Raw genomic sequence first — 20,313 nt, forward strand, 5'->3', positions numbered from 1 at the left:
ATAAAACAGAGCCTTGGCGGCAGGGTTTCATCACATCACGCATTACGGGTGGGATTCTGGCAACCAACCATATGAAAGCCCGGTTTCGACGGATTAAGTCCTCCCGCCCACGGCTTCTAAGTAAGCGTTCTGGAATGAGAAAGGCTGCCTGTCTTTACGTAGGGATAGTACATAGCGCTATCTCTTTGTTACTGATGTCAAAGCGGTAATTCGCGCCGCTGTAACGAAAGGGCGCTTCGTCCCCCTCGTCGGTTGTTCGTGAGCAACGCAGCGAAGGTCTGGCCGAGGGCGTCGATCAGATGTGCAAGGTCGGCCCTCAGGTCCAGAAGGCTATCGACAATCGCCTGCTGGCCGTCGTGGGGGTGATCCGGGCAGATAACGGCAGAGAGGATCGGGGCCTGAGGCACTGTCCACATCCTGGCAGGGGGATCCTGCCAATGCCGCAGTCAGTCACGCAGTTCGTCGGCGTCCACGCCCCAGATGTCGGCCTTGCTGATCCAGCCACGCTGACCACCGCCGGTGACGCGGCACCAGTTCGGGTTGCATTCCCCAAGGCGGACAATGGCCCCCGCCTCGGCCCGCGCCACAACCTCGGCGTTTTCGTCGGGGCGGGAATGCAGCGCAGCCATGTCGGTTTCGATCAGCGCGGTGCGCACGCCCGACAATAGCGCGTAATGCACCCAACCGCCGGCGCCATCGCGATCCTCGACCCGGCGCCAGTGGCCGAATTCGGCGACCACGCGCAACGGCATCCCGGCATGGCGAAATACCCAGTCGATGCGGTGCGACAGGCTGGGACCGCGCCGGGCATTACCCTCGGACCCTTTCAGGCTGACATAGCGCGGCAGCGGCAGGTTCGTGACTGCCCCCCGGTCGGGCGCGGCATTACGCGAAATCTGTGCATCGGCGCTGACGGCCTGCGCCAGAACCAGCGGCTGTGCGTCGCCATCGGCCCAGGCCATCGTTCCCATCACCGCAAATCCGATTGCGGCCAGCCCGGCCCTCAGCCCTGTGTGCATCTTTATTCCTGTCCTTCTTGCGACGATCTGCCGCGATCCTGCCCGCCCCTTGTGCCGGGGGTCTTGTGCCTTTGGCTTAACGCGGGCAGTTTGCCAAAAGCTGCTGCGCTTGAAAAGGGTGCGGCCCGCCCGTCCACCAGAAAGTGAGGTCATGATGATCGCCTCTGCCCCCAGTTCCCGCCCCCGGCTGAAGGTCGCCGTCACCCGTCGTCTGCCCGAAGCGGTGGAAACCCGGATGAAGGAACTGTTCGACGTTTCCCTGCGCCCCGACGACAGCCGGATGTCGCGCGACGAACTGGTTGCCGCGATGCGCGACAGCGACGTTCTGGTGCCCACGATCACCGACCGGATCGACGCCAATATGCTGGCGCAGGGCGGCGACCGGCTGAAGCTGATCGCCAACTATGGCGCGGGGGTTGACCATATCGACGTGACCAGTGCCCGGCAGCGCGGCGTGCTGGTGTCGAACACCCCCGGTGTCGTGACCGAGGATACCGCCGACATGACCATGGCGCTGATTCTGGCCGTCACCCGCCGTATCCCCGAAGGTCTGGCTGAAATGCAAGGTGGTCGCTGGAAGGGCTGGTCGCCGACCGGGCATCTGGGCGGTCGGGTCGGCGGGCGCAGGCTGGGCATTCTGGGCATGGGTCGCATCGGGCAGGCCGTTGCACGCCGGGCCAATGCCTTTGGGATGCAGGTGCATTACCACAACCGCAAGCGCCTGCGCCCGGAAATCGAGGGTGAATTGCAGGCGACTTATTGGGAAAGCCTCGATCAGATGCTGGCCCGGATGGACATCATCAGCATCAACGCGCCGCATACGCCCAGCACCTTCCATCTGCTGAATGCCCGGCGGCTCAAGCTGCTGAAGCCCTCGGCCGTGATCGTCAACACCTCGCGCGGCGAGGTGATCGACGAAAATGCGCTGACCCGGATGCTGCGCGCGGGTGAGATCGCAGGCGCGGGGCTGGACGTGTTCGAACACGGGCACGAGATCAACCCCCGCCTGCGCGAACTGCCCAATGTCGTGCTGCTGCCGCATATGGGGTCGGCCACGATCGAGGGACGGGCCGAGATGGGCGAAAAAGTCATCATCAATATCAAGACCTTTGCCGATGGCCACCGTCCGCCGGATCTGGTCGTGCCGGGGATGATCTAAGCATCTGACCTGTGCTAACGTCTTGTGCTTATTGATCTTATGTGGTTTTTCTGACCGCGCAGACGCCCGGATCGGGGCGACCAGAAAGGAATATGCCGATGTTGAAATCCATTGTCGTTGCCGTTGCCCTGATCCTGGGCATAACCGGCTGCGCCCGGAACAGCTGGGAAACGCAGTATGAACAGCTGAACCCCGTAACGACAGCCAATTGGCGCGTTGCCGATGTCCGGGTCAATGCGCCGCAGACCCTGACCACGACCGAGGTTAACAGCTATGTCCCCGACGCCGACATCGTGTGGCACGGCGATCCGCAGGGCGACCGTCGGGCACAGGCCGCGGCCATCGTCGCGCAAGGGATTCGCGACGGTGCTTCGGGCCTGCGTGGCGGTCAGCCGGTGGTTATCAATGCCACCATCAGCCAGTTCCACGCTCTCACCCCCAAGGCGCGCGCGATGGAAGGTAACGTCGGTGTCCACGACATCCGCTATACCGTGACGGTCACGGATGCCCGCACCGGCGAAACGCTGATCCCCGCGCAAGAGATCCGCGCCGACAAGGCGGCGCTGGTCGGCGTGGCGGCAACCGATGCCGATGCGCGCGGCTTTACCCAAAAGGTTGAAATCACCCAGCACCTGGCCGCTGTCACCCGCCACTGGCTGGGCCTGCCGTCCCAAGACCCGCGCGGCGCCTTTAACCGCACGGGCCGCTGATCCGAACGGGCAAGGGCGGGTCATATGCTGATCCGCCCTTGCAACGCCTTGGCCCCCTGTGGCATCGGCGGAACATGAGCCGCGTTTCCGATCTTTACCGCCAGCGTATCGCCCAGGGCAAAATTGCCGCTGATCCGGCGCAAGCCGCTGTTTTACCGCATCTTGATCGCGTGGTGGATGCCGTCAGCGCGACCCCGCCCGCCGCCGCCGCCAGCGGCTGGCGCAGCTGGCTGGGCCGCGCCCCGGCCCCTGCGCCCGTCGCGGCAAAGGGGTTGTATCTGTGGGGCGGCGTCGGACGCGGCAAATCCATGTTGATGGATCTGATCGTCGATGCCGCCGATACTGTCACCAAACGCCGGGTGCATTTCCACCAATTCATGCAGGAAATCCACGCCGGGCTGAACGAAGCCCGCAAAAGCGGCGCGGCGGATGCCGTGCGCCCGGTCGCCCTGCGCGTCGCCGCCGAAACCCGGCTGCTGTGCTTTGATGAAATGCAGATCACCGACATCGCTGATGCGATGATCGTGGGGCGGCTGTTCCAGATCCTGTTCGAACAGGGCGTGATCGTCGTCACCACCTCGAACCGCGCACCAGAGGATCTGTATAAACACGGCCTGAACCGCCAGCTTTTCTTGCCCTTCATCGCCCTGATCCGCGAAAGGATGGAGGTCGTCGAACTGGTCAGCGAAAACGACTGGCGACAGGGCCGCGTTGGCGGCGGGCAGGTCTGGTTCGCGCCTGTGAATGTGCAGGCGACCACTGAAATGGATGAAATCTGGAACGACTTGACTGGCCATGCCCAAGGCCAGCCACTGATCCTGCCGGTGCAGGGGCGTCAGGTGGAACTGCCTGCCCATGCCGATGGGGTCGCGCGTGCGGGGTTCTGGGATCTTTGCGGCAAACCGCTTGGCCCCGCCGACTATCTTGCCATTGCCGCCGCGCTCGAAGTGCTGATGATCGACGGCATCCCGCGCCTTGGACAGTCGAACTATAACGAGGCAAAACGCTTCGTCACCCTGATCGACACGCTTTACGAAGCCCGCGTCCGCCTGATTGCCAGCGCCGCAGACGAACCCGAACGGTTGTATATGGAAGGCGAAGGCAGTTTTGAATTTGAACGCACCGCCAGCCGGTTGCGGGAAATGCAGGATGCCAACTGGGGTAAACCGGCCTGATCCCCCAGCCTGTCTTTCGTTTGAAAATATCCTCAGGGGGTGAATTGGCCGCAAGGCCAAGAGGGGGCGCGAGCGCCCCCTTTGATCGGCTCAGCCAAAGATAAAATCCGAAGCGTCGATCAGGCTGTGGTCTGTATTGAGCAGGGTAATGCTGTCGCTGCCATAAGTGATTTTAGTCAGGTAACTGGTCCCCTGAATATCCAGATCGTCAAAGCTTTTCGCCCCCGACCGAAAGATAATCTGGTCGATCCCGTTTTGGAAATCCATGATCTGATCCTGACCGTCGCCCTTGGAAAAGACAAAGCGATCCGCACCAGCGCCACCTGTCAGCAGGTCATTGCCACGACCGCCGATTAAAATATCGTTGCCCGCGCCACCTTCCAGAATATCGCGCCCGGCCCCGCCATCCAGCGAATCGTGGCCCGCACCGCCGCGCAGCGTATCATTATTGGCCCCGCCGCGCAGGGTGTCCTTACCCGCACCGCCAATCAGAATGTCATCCCCCGCGCAGCCATACAGCAGGTCATCGCCGCGGCCGCCGTCCAGCGACTCGCGACCGTAGCCCCCCAGCAGGGTATCATTCACGTCACCGCCCAAAAGCGTGTCATTCCCGATGCCGCCGTCCAATCGGTCATTCCCGATACCGCCATTCAGCAGGTCATAACCGGCCCCACCCAGTAACGTGTCATTGCCGGCCCCGCCCAGCAAGGTATCATTTCCGGCCCCGCCAAAGATCCAGTCATTCCCGGCCCTGCCGTCGATGTGATTGGCGTCTGTATTGCCCGTCAGCCGGTCTGCGCCGCCAGTTCCGATCAATGATTCGATGCCGGACAGCTTGACTGAAGCGCCATTTCCCAACGATTGCACCGCTGTAGAGGCAAGGCTGACGGTCACGCCTGTATTGCCCGCGATGCGCAAGACATCGACGCCCGCGCCGCCATCAATCACATCATGGCCGCTGCTGGTGATAAAGGTATCATTTCCCGTGCCGCCGAACAGCCGGTCATCCCCCGCGCCGCCGTTGATTGTGTCATCCCCCGCGCCGCCATAGATCAGGTCGTTGCCGGTCCCGCCGTCAATCCGGTCATGCCCCCTGCCGGCATCGATGACATCATTCCCGGCAGAGCCGGTGATCACATCATTTCCTGCGGTGATCCGTTGAAGGAAAGGCAGCAGGTTGCCAGTCATCATTGCCGTTTCCGCCCAGTCCCCACCGACGCTGAAACGAAACCCCTTCATTTCGACGGTTTTGACGCCGTTCACGTAAATATCCAGATCGCGCATCGAATCATCAAAATACGAGGTTGCTCGCAGTTTTATGCCGCCAGCGTAATAGACCCAGCCGTCGATCAGCCCATCCTCGAAATCCAGAAAATGAAAATTCGTCTTTGCCGTCAGATTCATCGGCTTGAGGAATGTGATTTGTGACATGGAACGCCCCGTGAATATAAAAGGATGTTTCGCAGGTAACACATCGCACTGCCCGACGTCGCCCATATAATACACGGGATTTTAATGAAAAAGGCCGCCCCAAAAGGGCGGCCCTGCAACAGTGATCTGAAAAAGATCAGTTTTTCGCGTAATATTCGACGACCAGGTTCGGCTCCATCACCACGGCGAAGGGCACATCGCCCAGGGCGGGGGTGCGCACGAAGGTGGCGGTCAGCTTGTTGGTGTCAACGTCCAGGTAATCCGGGATGTCACGCTCGCCCGAGGCGATGGCTTCCAGCACCAGCGCCATCTGGCGCGAACGCTCGCGCACCGAGATCACGTCGCCTTCTTTGACGCGATAGGACGCGATGTTCACCTTTTTACCGTTCACTTCTACGTGGCCGTGGTTCACGAACTGGCGGGCGGCGAAGATGGTCGGCACGAACTTGGCGCGGTAAACCACGGCGTCCAGGCGACGCTCCAGCAGGCCGATCAGGTTTTCGCCGGTGTCACCGCGCACACGCTCGGCCTCGGCATAGATGCGGCGGAACTGTTTTTCGGTCAGGTCGCCGTAATGACCCTTCAGCTTTTGCTTGGCGCGCAGCTGGGTGCCGAAATCCGACAGTTTGTTCTTGCGGCGCTGACCGTGCTGGCCGGGGCCGTATTCGCGGCGGTTCACCGGGGATTTGGCGCGGCCCCAGATGTTTTCGCCCATGCGGCGGTCGATTTTGTATTTGGCAGCGGTGCGTTTGGTCATCGCTGATCTCCTTCATTTCAGTTACAGAAGGGCGTTGTCCTTTCCCCTTTCGGGGCGACAGGCATCCCCTTGCAGGGGCCGCCAACACCAAAGAAGCCGCGCTTATAGCGGGGTTTACGGCACTGTCAACCGCTCAGTCGCGCAGTTGCCGCATCAGGATCAGCGCCAGCGTGGAACAGATCAGCGTCGCCGCCACGGCGGGCAGGGCAGTGCCGTTATACAGCAATCCGACCGGCGCGGCGATCAGCACAGATGCCAGCGTGGACAGCGCCGCCACAATCGACGCCGCCATCCCCGCGATATGCCCCATCCGCTGCAAGGCCAGTGCGTTCAGGTTGCCAAAGGTGACACCGGCCATAAAGAACACGCTGACCGCCCAGATAAAGAACAGCGGAAAGGTCAGGTTGCCAGTCAGCACCAGCATCAGCGCGATCCCCGACATGACAACCTGCATCGCATAGGCCCATGCCGCGATCCGCCGCATCCCGATGGTCATCACATATTTAGCATTCAGGATCGTGCCGATCCCGGACAACAGTGCCATTGCCGCAAACCAGGCCGGGAACTGCGCACCCTTGCCATAAGCCTCGCCGAACAGTTGCTGGGCAGAACTCAGCAGGCCGAACATCTGCGCAAAACCCAGTGTCAGAACCAGCGTGGACAGCATCACCTGCCGGTCGGCCAGCACCTCGCGCGCGCCTGCGATCAGCAGTGGCAGACGCAGCGGACGACGGTTGGCGGGCGGCAGGGTCTCGGGCTGGCGGATGTTCAGCCACAGGCTGCCCACGATGGCGAACAGCACGAAGGCGACGAACACCCCATGCCAGCCCGCCATCCAGATGATGCCCTGCCCAAGCGCCGGGGCCATGGCCGGGATCAGAATAAAGATCATCATCACGAAAGACGAAATCCGCGCCATTTCACGGCCTTCGTAAAGATCGCGCACCAGTGCCAGCCCGACAATACGCGGCGCGGCCGAGCCGATGCCTTGCACGAAACGGGCGATCAGCAGCGCCTCCAGCGTATTGGCAAAGATCGCGGCGGTGGCGGCCAGTCCAAAGATGATGAAGCCGAGTGTGATCGTCAGCTTGCGTCCGATAGCATCGGCAATCGGCCCGGCGAACAGCGTGCCAACCCCCATGCCACCCACAAACGAGGTCAGCACCAGTTGCGCGCGGTTGACGTTATCGGGCGTCACGGCCAGCGCGATTTCGGGCAAGGCGGGCAGCATCGCGTCGATGGAAAAGGCGACAGTGGCAAACAGGAACGCCAGCATCGCAATGAATTCCGGCAGCGGCAGGCGTCGCACGGCGGGGGTGGGCTGAGGCATGTTCTGATCTTTCATTAAGTCGCGCAGAATTGGGGTGGATTCGCGTCGGGTCAAGCCCTTGCGGATAGGGCTTGCGATTTCAGATAAAAATAGTCAGAAATGATATATCGCATGGAATGGAGGTTCCCCAGATGCGTTTTGCCCTGACATTCGCCATTGTCGCCGGTCTTTCTGGGCCTGCATTTGCCTCGCAACCGGGCGAGGCCGAACATTCCGCGCCGAAGGTCCATGAAACGATCCACGACGCCCCACAGCGCCCGGTGCCAATGGCGGTGATGACCTATATGGATTTCGAACCTGCCGTGACCCATGCCGATCTGGCCGAATGTCCGCCAGCCATTGCGCAGCCCGGTCAGTTCTGCCGCGTCACCCTGTCAGGCGAAAGCCTGCATGTGTTCATCTTCAGCGAGGATGGCGACCAGCCCTTGCAGGGTGTTGTCGAATATCCGATGGATACGATCAGGTTCCCTGACTAAGATCGTCGATCACCCGCCGCCACAGATCAGCAGGCTGTGCCCCCGCGACAGCGTGCTGATCGGCCACGATAAAGGTCGGGACGGAACTGATCCCCTTTTCTCGCGCATGGGCTTCGCGCGCGGCCACCGTGTCGCGGTCAGCGTCCGAGGCCAGCAGGCGGGCGACCATATCGCGATCCATGCCGGCATCAGCGGCGATCCCGGTCAGCACGGCGGGGTCGCCAATGTCGCGGGCCTGTTCCCAATGGGCGCGCACCAGCCCCGACATGACAGCGGATTGCGCGCCCTCGACCCCGGCCCAATGCAGTAGCCGGTGGGCGTCGGTCGTGTCAGGTTCGCGCGGCGAGGGGTTCAGATGCAGCCCAAGTTCGGCGGCGCGGGCGGCCATCGGTGCCTCGATCTCGTCCACGCGGTCGCCGAACTTGGCGCGCAGGTATTCCGCCCGATCCATGCCGCCGCGTGGCATCTGCGGGTTCAGGCGGAACGGGTGATAGGCGATACTGAACGGATGATCTGGGCGGCTGTCCAGCGCGCGCGACAGCTCGGCCAGCCCGATCCAGCACCACGGACATACGGGGTCAGCGAAAATATCAAGGCGGATCATGGGGTTTCCTTCGATGGCTGAGGCCAGTTCTCGCGCAGGGCGCGGCGGTTGATTTTGCCCGTGGGCGTGCGCGGCAGTGCATTGATGCTCACAAAGGCACGTGGCTGCTTGTAACGCGCCAGCGCGGTTTCGGACAGGGCGCGCAGATCGCCCTCGGTCGCCGGGCCGGTCCAGAAGGCGGCGATAAAGCTGGTGCCCGATGGCGCGGCAATTTCCGCCGCCGCCACATCGCCCGCGCCGGGATGGGTGGCCAGAACCTCCTCGATTTCGGCGGGGGCGACGCGATAGCCACCCGCGTTCATGATGTCGTCGGCGCGCCCGTTCAGCGTGATGGCACCCTGATCGTCCATCGCCGCCTGATCGCCGGTCAGAAACCAGTCGCCCAAAAATTTTGATTCCGTTTCATCGGGTTGCCCAAGGTATCCCAGAAACAACCCCGGATCGTCGCGCCGCACCGCCAACGCGCCGGGCTGGCCGGGTGGCAGAGGCGTGCCATCATCGCCCAATACCGCGACATGGCGGCCCCGCTGCGGATAACCCGCCGTGCCGGGCGGGGCCGGACGTGCCGGGCTGCCTGACAGAAAGGTGGAACATTCTGACATTCCCATCGCTTCGTGCAGGTCGGTGCCGGTGCGGTCCTGCCACGCAAGGCGCAGCGCCGGGTCCAGCCGCTCGCCCGCGGTCAGCCCGTGGCGCAGTTCGGGCCAGGCGGACCAATCGGCGCGCAGCATTCGCCGGAATACACCGGGGGCCGCCGCCAGAATACTGGCCCCGTGCCGACGCGCCAACAGCGGGATCTGTTCCAATGCCACCCCCTGCGCCGGGATCAGCGCGCTGGCCCCCATCGTCCACGGGTCCATCAGCCCGGTGCCCAAGGTGAATGTCCAGTTAAAGGCCCCGGCGTGCAGCAGCCGGTCGGTCGGGCGCAACCCATACCAGCCCTCGAACATCATTTGCCGGGCCAAAATTGCACGATGCGCATGGGCAACAGCGCGCGGCTGGCCCGACGAACCCGAGGTATAAACGATATAAGCCAGCCGATCCGCGTCGCCTTGCGCGAAACCCGCAGGAGGCAAGGCGGCGAATCCGGCAATATCTGATTCGTGCAGCATCGGCAGGTCACGGTCGGGCAGCGCCACTCCGTCGCCCATCACCACCATTGCGGGGGCGATCTGATCGGCGATCCGCGTCACCTCGCGCATGGTCAGCATGGCCGAGGTCGGCACCGGCACAATCCCCGCCGCAATCGCACCTAGATAAACCACGGGAAACGCAGGTGTATTGCCAAGCCGCATCAACAGCCGGTCGCCCGGCACCAGCCCCGCCCGCAGCAGGCCGGTGGCACAGCCCAGCACCGCAGCCCGCAACCGACCATGTGACCAGCGGTCCGCCCGGCTGGGGCCCACAACCGACATGGCGAGCTTGTCCGGGCAGTCCAGCCCCGCCCGCAGCACATATTCGGCAAGATTCATGGCTTGTTGCTTGTCCACATCCCCATTCCGACAGTGCCGCAGACACGGTGCTGCCAATAAAAAAACGGCCCGCAAGCGCAGGCCGTTCCCGTTGGCCTGACGGCCAAAAATCAGAGCAGTTTCAGGTCCGAAGCCGAAGCGCGGCCATCACGGCCCGATTGCAGCTCGTACTCGATTTTCTGGTTGTCTTTCAGGCCGGTCAGACCGGCGCGCTCGACCGCCGAGATGTGCACGAACACATCTTTGCCGCCGTCATCAGGGGCGATGAAACCATAGCCCTTCGTCGTGTTAAACCATTTGACCGTTCCGGTGGCCATGTCCGTCTCTCCTTCAAATCATCCCCTTGCGTCATGCACGGGGCCGTGCAGCCTGTCTTTCGGTCGTCCGGCTGCCCCGTATCGGAGGAGGCGGTAGAAAGTTTGCTCACGCGGGGGAAGCATGAACGATTCGTTAATAAAGGCAAGCGAAAACGGTGCCTGCATCATCTGCGGGCATCGCTCTGTTACGTTTAAAGCACCATTCAGCGCAGATCCGGTGGTGTCGCCTCGGCCTTCAGGTCGCTGATGGCCTGATCCAGCGGCAGGGTGCGGCTGCCTTGCTGGTCAAGGCGGCGGATGGATACGCTGCAGTCCTCGACCTCTTTCATGCCGATGGCCATGATCGCGGGGACTTTGCCGACGGAATGTTCGCGCACCTTGTAGTTGATCTTTTCGTTCCGCGTATCGGCCTCGGCCCGGATACCTGCGGCGCGCAGGGCGGTGACGATTTCCTGAACATAGTCATCCGCCCCCGACACAATCGAGGCCACGACGACTTGACGCGGGGCCAGCCAGAACGGCAGCTTGCCGGCGTAGTTTTCGATCAGAATGCCAATGAAGCGTTCAAACGACCCCAGCACCGCACGGTGCATCATGACGGGGCGGTGCTTGGCCCCGTCCTCGCCGATATATTCGGCATCCAGACGCACCGGCATGTTGAAATCGGCCTGGAACGTGCCGCATTGCCATTCGCGGCCAATCGCGTCGGTCAGTTTGAAATCCAGCTTGGGACCATAGAAAGCACCGTCGCCGGGGGCGATTTCATAGGCATATCCCGCGCTTTCGATGGCGGCGGCAAGGGCGGTTTCGGCCTTGTCCCACACCTCGTCCGAACCCACGCGCACATCGGGGCGGGTGGACAGTTTGATGTCGAATTTCTCGAACCCCAGATCGCGATAGACCGAGGACAGCAGCGCCAGAAAGCCCGCTGTTTCGGATTCGATCTGATCCTCGGTGCAGAAAATATGCGCGTCGTCCTGCACGAACCCGCGCACCCGCATCAGCCCGTGCATCGACCCCGAGGATTCGTAACGGTGGCACGAACCAAACTCGGCCAGCCGCAGCGGCAGTTCGCGGTAGGATTTTAGGCCCTGATTATAGACCTGCACATGGCAGGGGCAGTTCATCGGTTTCAGCGCGTTGGTGCGTTTTTCACGGGCGCCTTCCTCGTCGACTTCGACGAGGAACATGTTTTCGCGGTAAGCCTCCCAATGGCCGGATTTTTCCCACAGGATGCGGTCAACCACCTGCGGCGTCTTGATTTCCTTGTAACCGGCGGCGGTCAGGCGGCGGCGCATATATGCCTCTAGCTCGCGGTAGATCGACCAGCCGTTCGGGTGCCAGAAGACCATGCCGGGCGCTTCTTCCTGAAAGTGGAACAGCTCCATTTCCCGGCCCAGCTTGCGGTGGTCGCGTTTGGCGGCCTCTTCCAGCATGGTCAGATGCGCCTTCAGGTCGTCGCGATTGCGGAAGGCGACGCCGTAGATGCGTTGCAGCATGGGGCGCGACGCGTCGCCCAGCCAATAGGCGCCGGCCACATGGGTCAGGCGAAAGGCGTCGGCGGGGACTTGGCCGGTGTGTTGCAGATGCGGGCCGCGGCAGAGGTCTTGCCATTCGCCGTGCCAATACATCCGCAGATCCTCGCCTTCGGGGATGCGGTCGATCAGCTCGATTTTGAACGGCTCGTCCCGGTCCTTGTAATAGGCGATGGCGCGGTCGCGGTCCCAGACCTCGGTGCGGACGGGATCGCGGGCGGCGATGATCTGTTTCATCCGCTGCTCGATCTGGCCGAGGTCTTCGGGGGTGAAGGGTTCCGCGCGGTCGAAGTCATAGAACCAGCCGAAATCGCGGACCGGGCCGATGGTGACTTTGACATCGGGCCAGATGTCCTGCACGGCGCGGGCCATGATATGGGCCAGATCGTGGCGGATCAGTTCCAGCGCCGGTTCTGCGTCCTTCATCGTGTTGATGGCGATGGGGCCGCTTTGCGTGATCGGCCAGGCAAGGTCGATGTGCTGGCCGTTCAGGCTGGCGCTGATTGCGTTTTTCGCAAGGCTGGGGGCGATAGAGGCGGCGACCTCGGCGGCGGTGACGCCTGCGGGATAATCGCGTGCATTGCCATCGGGAAAGGTCAGGGTGATCTGGTCGGCCATGATCTGGCTCCTCGTCGGTTTGGCGGCTACGGGGCGCCCGGTTGCGGGTATGTGCTTGCCTCTTGCGGGCTGATGCGGGGAAAGTCAACATGGGTGCCCAAAGCCGGGGGCGCGTCGCCCCCCGGACCCCCAGAGGATATTTAGAAACGAAAGACGTCATGACCGAGTTTTTTGAGGGGCCGCAGGGGCGGCGGATCGCTTATCACCAGTTGGACGGGCAGGGACCGGGTGTGGTGTTTCTGGGTGGGTTTCGGTCGGATATGACCGGGACCAAGGCCATGGCGCTGGAGGCATGGGCGCAGCGTAAGGGGCGGGCATTTTTGCGGCTGGACTATTCCGGCCACGGGCAATCGTCGGGGGTATTCGAGGATGGTGGCATCGGCGACTGGTTCGAGGACGCGGCGGCGCTGATCGAAGCCGTGACCGAGGGGCCGCAGGTTCTGGTCGGGTCATCCATGGGCGGTTGGATCGCGCTGTTGCTGGCGCGGCGGATGCCGGGGCGGATTGCCGGGATGGTGACGATTGCGGCGGCGCCCGATTTTACGGAGCAGGGGTTCTGGTCCAGCTTTGACGAAGCGCAGCGGGCGCGGTTGATGCAGGATGGCAAGCTGGCGCTGGCCAGCGACTATTCCGATGAACCCTATGTCATCACGCGGCGGCTGATTGTGGACGGGCGGGATCATCTGGTGATGCGTCAGCCGCTGTCGTTGCCATTCCCGGTGCGGTTCCTGCAAGGGACGGCGGATGAGGATGTGCCGATGCAATGGGCGTTGGATCTGCTGCATCATGCCGAGGGCGATGATCTGCGTCTGGCGCTGGTCAAGGGGGCGGACCATCGTTTTTCCAGCGATGACTGCCTGGCGCTGATCGAACAGTCGGTGGCCGAGGTTCTGGACCGGATCGGATAGGCCAGGGCAGGGGCATGGCGAAATGCAAAGGGCGCGGTTTTGCCGCGCCCTTGTATTCATGATCTGTCTGTTGCGGTCAGACGGCGATCTTGCCGTCATCGCCGATGGTGTCCACGGCGCCGCAATCTGCGGACTTGTCGCCCATGCCACGGCGTTTCTTGCGGCCAACCTCGGGTTGCAGGCCGCTGTGTTCGTCGATGAAATCAAGCACCAGCGGACGGATGTTCAGGCGCCAGCTTTTGCCAGCAAAGATACCGTAATGGCCCGCGAAGGGCTCAAGGTGCTGGGCCTTTTTGGTCTCGGCCACACCGCTGCACAGACGCAGCGCGGCGACGCATTGGCCGGGGGCCGAAATGTCGTCATTCGCGCCCTCGACCGTCATCACAGCGACATCGGTGATCTTGCCGATGTCCACGCGGCGACCGTTCACGGTGAATTCGTTTTTTGCGATTTCAAGGTTTTTGAAGACGCGTTCCACGGTCGAGAGATAGAATTCCGCCGTCATATCCAGCACGGCCAGATATTCGTCGTAGAATTTGTTGTGCTTGTCACCCTCGGAGGCTTCACCGCGCGCTTCGGCGAAGATCTTGTCGATGAAAGCCTTGGCGTGGGTTTCGCTGTTCATGGCGATGAAGGACGAAAGCTGCGCCAGCCCCGGATAAACCATGCGTCCCGCGCCGGCATATTTAAAGCCGACCGACTGGATCATCAGATGTTCCAGTTCGCCCATGGTGATACGATTGCCGAAATCGGTGACTTCGGTTGCGGCGGCGTCGGGATCGACCGGACCGCCGATCAGGGTCAGGGTGCGGGGCTGTGCCTTGGGGTCATCCTCGGCCAGAATGGCGGTGGCGGCCAGCGTCAGCGGCGCGGGCTGGCAGACGGCGATCACGTTCACATCAGGGCCAAGGTGGCGGATGAAATCGACCAGATAGGTGGTGTAATCCTCGATGTCGAATTTGCCTTCCGACACCGGGATGTCGCGGGCGTTATGCCAGTCGGTCACATAGACTTCGCAATCGGGCAGAAGCGACGTCACGGTCGAGCGCATCAGCGTGGCGTAATGGCCCGACATCGGGGCGACCAGCAGCACCTTGCGCGGCTTGGGGGCACGGCGGGCGACGCGGAAATGGATCAGATCACCGAACGGGCGCTGCCATTCCTTATCGACATAGACCATATGATCCTGCCCATCATCACCGGGGATCGGCGGGATGTTCCAGTCGGGCTTGATGACCATGCGGGCAAAGCTGCGTTCGGTGACGCGGCCCCACGCGCTCATCAGTTTGAACATAGGGTGCGGGATCAGCGCAAAGGCGGGGTAGGATGCGATTGCGCGCGCGCTGGCCCCCATCCACTCATAGCTGTTCCGAATTGATTCCATCGCATCATAGGAAATGATGCCCTTGACCCCTTTATACGCCATTTCCCCAGCCTTTTCTGCGCCGCGGCGCGATGGACGAATAATTGCGGTACTGTGCCGTAGGGGAAAACCCGGCTTTACCCATCGGCAACGATGCGCGTATGATCGTGCTGTAATAGGGGGGAAATTCATCCATGGCAAGCAATCCTGAAACGCCGGGTCGCAAACTTGCGCGCGGCAGGGGTGTTCGCGCAACATCCGCAAAGGCCGATGGCACAGCGGGAGAGGCGCCGGCGGCATCGAAAAAACCACGTCGCAGCAGCGCCAAGCCAGCCGCGACCAAGGCCGAGAGTGCTGCGCCAAAGCCGCCGAAACCGGCGTCCAAACCTGTGGCGCGGCGGAAAGCTGTGGCCAAGCCTGCCGCCAAAGCCGCACCTGCGCCTGCGCCCGCTGTGGCAAGCGCCCCTGAGAAAGAGCAGCCCGTGTCCGTTGCCGCCTCAGGCAACGCGTTGTCCATGCAGCGTGTCGTGCCAGTGCCGCAGCAGATGGCCGAGAACATCGACCGGATCGAGACGCTGAGCCATCGCCTGATGTCCGCGCTGGCCAGCCGTGCCATGCCCAATCCTGCCGTTGACGGGCCGGGGGCGGAATTTTTCATGACCACCGCCGGGGCGTGGATGAAGATGCTGGCCGAACAGCCCGCCCGCGTCATTGAACAGCAGGTGAATTTCTGGGGCGAGACACTGAAACATTATGCCCGCGCCAGTCAGATGCTGGCACGGGGCAAGATCGCTGCGCCCGAGGATGACGGGCCGCAGGACCGGCGCTTTGCCAATCCGCTGTGGCAGACGCATCCGTTTTTCAACTATGTCAAGCGGCAGTATCAGATCAACGCCGATGCGATGCGCACCGCTGCCTCGGATCTGGATCTGCCTGACGACGTGGCCAAGCGTCGGATGAGTTGGCTGACCAGCCAGATCATCGACATGATGGCGCCGACGAATTTTCTGGCAACCAACCCCGACGCGCTGGAAAAGGCCATCGAGACCGAGGGCGAAAGTCTGGTTCGCGGTCTGGAAAACCTTGTCCGCGATGTGGAACAGAACGGCGGCGAATTTCTGGTCTCGCTGGCTGACCGTGACGCGTTCACGGTGGGCGAGAATATCGGCACCACCTCTGGCACCGTGGTTTATCGCACCGATCTGTTCGAACTGATCCAGTATCACCCGACGACCGAACAGGTTCATGCTATGCCGGTCGTCATGTTCCCGCCCTGGATCAACAAATTCTATATCCTTGACCTGAAGCCGCAGAACAGCCTGATCCGCTGGGTCGTGGAACAGGGGCACACGCTGTTTGTCGTGTCGTGGAAAAACCCTGACGCCAGCCATGCCGATACCGGCATGGGCGATTACGTTGCCGCCTATATCGAGGCGATGGATCAGGTGATGGAGCGCACCGGCCAGAAAAAGCTGAACGCGGTCGGTTATTGTATCGGTGGCACGACGCTGACCGCTACTTTGGGCGTGCTGAAGAAACGCGGCGATGATCGCGTCAACAGCGCTACTTTCTTTACCACGCTAACCGACTTTTCCGAGCTGGGTGAATTCGCCACTTTCCTTCAGGACGATTTCATCGGCGGGATTGAAGAGGAAGTCGCGCGCAAGGGGCTGTTCAGCGCCATTCTGATGTCGCGCACGATGTCGTTCCTGCGGGCGAACGATCTGGTCTGGGGACCGGCGATCCGTAACTATATGCTGGGCGAAACGCCCCCTGCGTTTGACCTGCTGTATTGGAACGGCGATTCCACGAATCTGCCGGGGCGGATGACGCTGGAATATCTGAACGAACTGTGCCGCCAGAACCATCTGGTGGCAGAAGGGTTCGAGGTTCTGGGCGAAAAGGTCACACTGGCTGATGTCACCGTGCCGCTGTGCGCGGTGGCCTGTGAAACCGACCATATCGCGCCGTGGAAGGATTGCTGGCGCGGCTTTGCGCAAACGGCGTCCAGGGACAAGCGGTTCATTTTGTCGGAATCGGGCCATATCGCCGGGATCATCAACCCGCCCAGCAAAAAGAAATACGGCCATTACCTCAGCAATGCCGGCTTCGACGGAACCTGGCAGGACTGGAAGGATGATGCCAGTTTCCATCAGGGCAGCTGGTGGCCGGTCTGGGGGAAATGGCTTGAGGAAACCGCCGGGCCGATGGTGGCCGCGCGCGATCCGGGGCAGGGGCTTGGCCCGGCGCCGGGGACTTATGTTCATCAGCGTGCCAATGGCTGAAACGGGCCGCCCGGAGAGCCAAACCGGGCGGTTTACATTTTTTTGCTGCACCGCAGAAAAAACACTTGAAATGCTGCGCCGCAGCATTCATCTTGGCCTTACGGAAACAGATTACCATGGCAGGGTAACGGGAACATGACCCCACCTGCCGCACCTGACGGAGAACTGACATGGCCAAGGCCCCTGACTACACCAAAACCTTCCAGGACATGATGGCGCAATTCCCGGTTGACACCTCGTCGCTGACCGAAGCCTTCAAATCGCAAACCGCTCTGGGCGAGAAACTGGCCCGCGTGGCTCTGTCCGCCGCCGAGCGTTCGACCGAGATTTCGGCCCAGTGGACCAAAGACGCGCTGGCCCGCGTTGGTGAACTGTCCACCGCCAAGGACGAGCCTTCGGAATACGCCAAAGCGGTTTCGGACTTTGCTTCGGCCTCGGCTGAACTGGCTGCCGAGCACATGTCCGCCTTTGCAGAAGTTGCCAAAAAACTGCAAATGGACACCGTTGACCTGATGCTGACCGCTGGCAAAGACATTGCCTCGGACGCGCAGAAAGCCGCTGAAAAAGCGACCAAAGACGCGCAGGCTGCTGTCAAGAAAGCCACCACCGCTGCGACCAACGCGACCAAAGCCTGATCGCGCCACATCGGTGAACTGACGGGAAAGGGACGGGCAACCGTCCCTTTTTCATTTTTACGGCCGGATGCTGCGGTGCAGCGCGGGGTGGAGTGATCTCCCCTTGGTTGTATCCCGCTTGTCGGCGCGTTGTCGGGTGCTTTTCCTTTGCGTTTTGCATGTCAAGATCGCAGAATGCCGCAAATGCATCATTTCAACAGGGGCTGCCCCATGACCGACGCCAAAGCGCCGCTGCTGATTAAACGCTATGCCAGTCGGCGGTTGTATAATACCGAAACCAGCGATTATGTGACGCTGGACGACATCGCCGCCTTTATCCGGCAGGGGCGCGAGGTGAAGATCGTTGATCTGAAATCGGGCGACGATCTGACCCGGCAATATCTGCTGCAAATCATCGCAGAACACGAAAGCCGCGGCGAAAGCGTGCTGCCGATTGACGTGCTGACCGATCTGGTGCGCAGCTATACCACGCAGGCGCAGTCGGTGGTGCCGCATTTTCTGGCCGCCAGCTTTGAAATGCTGCGCGAAGGCCAGTCCAAGATGATGGAGAACATGGCGCGGGTGCCCAATCCTATGGCTTCGATGCCGGGGTTCGAGGCGATGCAGCGCCAGCAGCAGATGTTTCTCAAGGCGATGATGGGCGGCTGGGTCCCCCCCGGTGCCCGCCCCCCTGATGACAGTGCCGAGGAAGAGACGCCCGTCAAGGCCAAGCCCGCCGCGCGTCGCCCTGCCACCTCGATCGAGGACGAAAAGGACATGGCCGAAATCCGCCGCCAGCTTGCCGAACTGCAAAAGCGCATTTCCCGCCTCTAACCCCCGCGCCCGGTCTTGCGCAGCCCCGCCACGCAGGTTACAGGTGGCGCCCACGGACGGTTGGCCGAGTGGTCGAAGGCGCACGCCTGGAAAGTGTGTAGGCGGGGAACCGTCTCGAGGGTTCGAATCCCTCACCGTCCGCCACTTCTCGCCCCTAAGCCATTGAAAAAAACGAAACGGCCCGGAATCCTGCTGTTTTACCTGTCATTTTGCCTGTTATTCGCGTCCGTTTTGTTCTCATCTGGCAGGGTATCGGCTGGCTTGGTTCGTGCCAAGTGCGCTGTCTGTCTTTCTTTTGCCGCCGCTTCCATCCTGACAAGGAAAAAGAAAACCCCCGGCGCGAACCGGGGGCCTGAAAGTTATGACATATCATAACAATATATGGGGCCGGGGGCGGGTCATCACAACCCCAAGCGCGCCGCCCAATCTTCTTCTGTCATCTCATCGCCCGGCCCATAATCCGGCCCGTCATACGCTGGCGCGGCCTCTGCTGTAATCCGCGCGTCCTTGGCGTCCCACGCGGCCCGCTGGGCCTCTGTGGCGGCCTGTGCGGCCCTGTGGCCCTCTGCGGGCTTCTGGGCAACCTCTGCGGCCTTCTGGGTCTCTGTGTCCGAGTGAAGCAAGGCATTAACCTGCCCTCTTTTGTAAGCCTGCCCGGCGCGCGTCAGTTTAACACCGCGCCAGAAAATCCGCCCGGCCTTAATTTTCTCGTGTCCGCGTTCTCTTAACTGACGCCCGAAAGCCGTTTCGCTGATCGCCCCCGCCGCGTTCGTCTTACAGAAATTTTCATAAGCCACGAAAAGGTCCGCCGCTGCCGTTTTTGCGTCTGCGTCTATATCATCTACACAAGCCGCCCAGAAATCGGCCAAGGGGTCCGTGTCCGCCTGCTTCTGCTTCTTCGCTTGCTTCAACTGATTGGGGATATTCAGGCCATCCCGCGCATATTCAACCGCGCCCCGCACGATCCACGCCAAAATGCCCGGCAACTCCTTTTCCATCTTCTGCTTTAACTTCTCATCTTTGATCTTACCGCCCGCCGGGCAATCTGTGCGATGCAGTCGATGATATGCTCGACCGTCTGCTCCAGCACGACAACGCTGCGCCTGGCACCAAAGCCGGAACTGGCCGGGAAAGGGAAAGGACCGAGAAGCCCGTGGCGGAGCAGCAAATCGGGGAAGACTCGGAGGCCGCGTTGCGCCGTGCCCGTGGCCGTGCCTTTGTCCGTCATGCCCGTGCCGTCGATGCGATCTTCAAGGCGCAGGACCGGGACGTCGCTGCAACGCCCAAGCAGGTGCAGGAACTTAACAAAGCCCGCTCAGCCTTCAATGATCTAAGGCCCCACGGTTCCCAAGACGCCGAGGCGGTTTACAAACGGAATCCCGACTTTGCGACAGATGTGGCTTCTGGTGATCGTGAGCGAGCCATGCCCGCAAGGCACGCCGTGCAACGGGAAGCTGAGATGCGCCAAAATCCCGAACGGCGCGCCGACCGCTTCGTAGAGCGGTTCCGGGACCTCAAGCAGACCGGCGACCGCCAGTATGCGGCAGGCAACTATTCCGGCTACAAGGCCGCGCGGGCAGAGATGGGCAATATGGCAAAAAGCCTTGAGCGCGATCCCCAGATGGAATCCCTGCTCGAAGGTCGCAAGAAGCAACTAGACGGCGTCTTCATTTAAGGATTCCCTTGTCATTCGAGTTCTGATTCAA

The 20,313-nt window shown here is 61.8% G+C and carries 20 protein-coding genes and 1 tRNA gene; 10 read left to right on the plus strand and 11 right to left on the minus strand.

Annotated features, from left to right (window positions below; genetic code table 11):
* Positions 1–446: 446 nt before the first annotated feature.
* Positions 447–971, minus strand: a complete 525-nt coding sequence (locus Q4G22_RS04525) for an SH3 domain-containing protein (protein WP_303384728.1) — start codon at positions 969–971, stop codon at positions 447–449.
* Between the two features lie 202 nt (positions 972–1,173).
* Between Q4G22_RS04525 and Q4G22_RS04530 the strand changes: the two genes are divergently transcribed.
* The 3 genes from Q4G22_RS04530 (at position 1,174) to zapE (ending at position 4,063) form a co-directional block, all read left to right on the plus strand.
* A complete protein-coding gene (locus tag Q4G22_RS04530) occupies positions 1,174–2,178 on the plus strand; it encodes a D-glycerate dehydrogenase (RefSeq protein ID WP_303384708.1) in 1,005 nt (334 codons plus the stop codon).
* 98 nt (positions 2,179–2,276) lie between these two features.
* Positions 2,277–2,888, plus strand: coding sequence for a DUF6778 family protein (locus tag Q4G22_RS04535; RefSeq protein ID WP_303384709.1), 612 nt, complete (start codon positions 2,277–2,279; stop codon positions 2,886–2,888).
* A gap of 74 nt (positions 2,889–2,962) precedes the next feature.
* On the plus strand, positions 2,963–4,063 hold the full coding sequence (zapE, locus tag Q4G22_RS04540; RefSeq protein ID WP_303384710.1) for a cell division protein ZapE: 1,101 nt from the start codon (positions 2,963–2,965) through the stop codon (positions 4,061–4,063).
* Positions 4,064–4,153: 90 nt separating this feature from the next.
* Here zapE and Q4G22_RS04545 read toward each other — a convergent pair whose 3' ends face one another.
* The 3 genes from Q4G22_RS04545 to Q4G22_RS04555 form a co-directional block, all read right to left on the minus strand.
* Entirely contained in the window at positions 4,154–5,494 is a 1,341-nt protein-coding gene (locus Q4G22_RS04545) for a calcium-binding protein (protein ID WP_303384711.1), read from the minus strand.
* A gap of 136 nt (positions 5,495–5,630) precedes the next feature.
* On the minus strand, positions 5,631–6,251 hold the full coding sequence (rpsD, locus tag Q4G22_RS04550) for a 30S ribosomal protein S4 (RefSeq protein WP_303384712.1): 621 nt from the start codon (positions 6,249–6,251) through the stop codon (positions 5,631–5,633).
* A 133-nt stretch (positions 6,252–6,384) separates the two neighbouring features.
* On the minus strand, positions 6,385–7,581 hold the full coding sequence (locus Q4G22_RS04555) for a multidrug effflux MFS transporter (RefSeq protein WP_303384713.1): 1,197 nt from the start codon (positions 7,579–7,581) through the stop codon (positions 6,385–6,387).
* 131 nt (positions 7,582–7,712) lie between these two features.
* On the opposite strand from Q4G22_RS04555, the gene Q4G22_RS04560 reads away from it, so the two are divergent.
* The gene (locus Q4G22_RS04560; RefSeq protein WP_303384714.1) at positions 7,713–8,057 is read left to right on the plus strand and encodes a hypothetical protein; all 345 of its coding nucleotides are present in this window, start codon (positions 7,713–7,715) and stop codon (positions 8,055–8,057) included.
* Here Q4G22_RS04560 and Q4G22_RS04565 read toward each other — a convergent pair.
* The 4 genes from Q4G22_RS04565 to thrS all read right to left on the minus strand — a co-directional run bounded on the left by Q4G22_RS04565 (position 8,041) and on the right by thrS (position 12,603).
* A complete protein-coding gene (locus Q4G22_RS04565) occupies positions 8,041–8,661 on the minus strand; it encodes a DsbA family protein (RefSeq protein ID WP_303384715.1) in 621 nt (206 codons plus the stop codon). The two genes, Q4G22_RS04560 and Q4G22_RS04565, sit on opposite strands and share 17 nt — an antisense overlap.
* Entirely contained in the window at positions 8,658–10,133 is a 1,476-nt protein-coding gene (locus tag Q4G22_RS04570; RefSeq protein ID WP_303384716.1) for a class I adenylate-forming enzyme family protein, read from the minus strand. The genes Q4G22_RS04565 and Q4G22_RS04570 overlap by 4 nt, the downstream gene beginning before the upstream one ends.
* A gap of 110 nt (positions 10,134–10,243) precedes the next feature.
* Positions 10,244–10,450, minus strand: a complete 207-nt coding sequence (locus tag Q4G22_RS04575) for a cold-shock protein (protein WP_303360229.1) — start codon at positions 10,448–10,450, stop codon at positions 10,244–10,246.
* Positions 10,451–10,653: 203 nt separating this feature from the next.
* On the minus strand, positions 10,654–12,603 hold the full coding sequence (gene thrS, locus Q4G22_RS04580; RefSeq protein WP_303384717.1) for a threonine--tRNA ligase: 1,950 nt from the start codon (positions 12,601–12,603) through the stop codon (positions 10,654–10,656).
* 158 nt (positions 12,604–12,761) lie between these two features.
* Here thrS and Q4G22_RS04585 point away from each other — a divergent pair, with 158 nt between their 5' ends.
* Positions 12,762–13,511, plus strand: coding sequence for a carboxylesterase (locus Q4G22_RS04585; RefSeq protein WP_303384718.1), 750 nt, complete (start codon positions 12,762–12,764; stop codon positions 13,509–13,511).
* Positions 13,512–13,587: 76 nt separating this feature from the next.
* On the opposite strand, the gene phaZ is transcribed toward Q4G22_RS04585, so the two are convergent.
* Both phaZ and Q4G22_RS04595 read right to left on the minus strand, forming a co-directional pair.
* Positions 13,588–14,937 (minus strand): polyhydroxyalkanoate depolymerase, encoded by a 1,350-nt coding sequence (phaZ, locus tag Q4G22_RS04590; protein WP_303384719.1) that lies wholly within the window; start codon positions 14,935–14,937, stop codon positions 13,588–13,590.
* Positions 14,927–15,259: a hypothetical protein gene (locus tag Q4G22_RS04595; protein ID WP_303384720.1), complete on the minus strand. Its 333-nt coding sequence runs from the start codon at positions 15,257–15,259 to the stop codon at positions 14,927–14,929. Before Q4G22_RS04595 ends, phaZ begins: the two co-directional genes overlap by 11 nt.
* Positions 15,260–15,389: 130 nt before the next feature.
* Here Q4G22_RS04595 and Q4G22_RS04600 point away from each other — a divergent pair, with 130 nt between their 5' ends.
* The 4 genes from Q4G22_RS04600 (at position 15,390) to Q4G22_RS04615 (ending at position 18,751) form a co-directional block, all read left to right on the plus strand.
* Complete coding sequence (locus Q4G22_RS04600; RefSeq protein ID WP_303384721.1) at positions 15,390–17,159, plus strand: alpha/beta hydrolase; 1,770 nt, start codon at positions 15,390–15,392, stop codon at positions 17,157–17,159.
* Between the two features lie 170 nt (positions 17,160–17,329).
* Positions 17,330–17,794: a phasin family protein gene (locus tag Q4G22_RS04605; RefSeq protein ID WP_303384722.1), complete on the plus strand. Its 465-nt coding sequence runs from the start codon at positions 17,330–17,332 to the stop codon at positions 17,792–17,794.
* A gap of 210 nt (positions 17,795–18,004) precedes the next feature.
* Positions 18,005–18,607 (plus strand): polyhydroxyalkanoate synthesis repressor PhaR, encoded by a 603-nt coding sequence (phaR, locus tag Q4G22_RS04610; protein ID WP_303384723.1) that lies wholly within the window; start codon positions 18,005–18,007, stop codon positions 18,605–18,607.
* A gap of 54 nt (positions 18,608–18,661) precedes the next feature.
* Positions 18,662–18,751 (plus strand) — tRNA-Ser (locus Q4G22_RS04615).
* Positions 18,752–19,008: 257 nt separating this feature from the next.
* Here the strand turns inward: Q4G22_RS04615 and Q4G22_RS04620 are convergent.
* On the minus strand, positions 19,009–19,605 hold the full coding sequence (locus Q4G22_RS04620; RefSeq protein WP_303384724.1) for a hypothetical protein: 597 nt from the start codon (positions 19,603–19,605) through the stop codon (positions 19,009–19,011).
* Between the two features lie 68 nt (positions 19,606–19,673).
* Between Q4G22_RS04620 and Q4G22_RS04625 the strand changes: the two genes are divergently transcribed.
* The gene (locus tag Q4G22_RS04625; RefSeq protein ID WP_303384725.1) at positions 19,674–20,282 is read left to right on the plus strand and encodes a hypothetical protein; all 609 of its coding nucleotides are present in this window, start codon (positions 19,674–19,676) and stop codon (positions 20,280–20,282) included.
* The last annotated feature ends 31 nt before the right edge of the window (positions 20,283–20,313 follow it).

The organism is Paracoccus sp. (in: a-proteobacteria) (assembly GCF_030538655.1).
Taxonomy (GTDB): Bacteria; Pseudomonadota; Alphaproteobacteria; order Rhodobacterales; family Rhodobacteraceae; genus Paracoccus.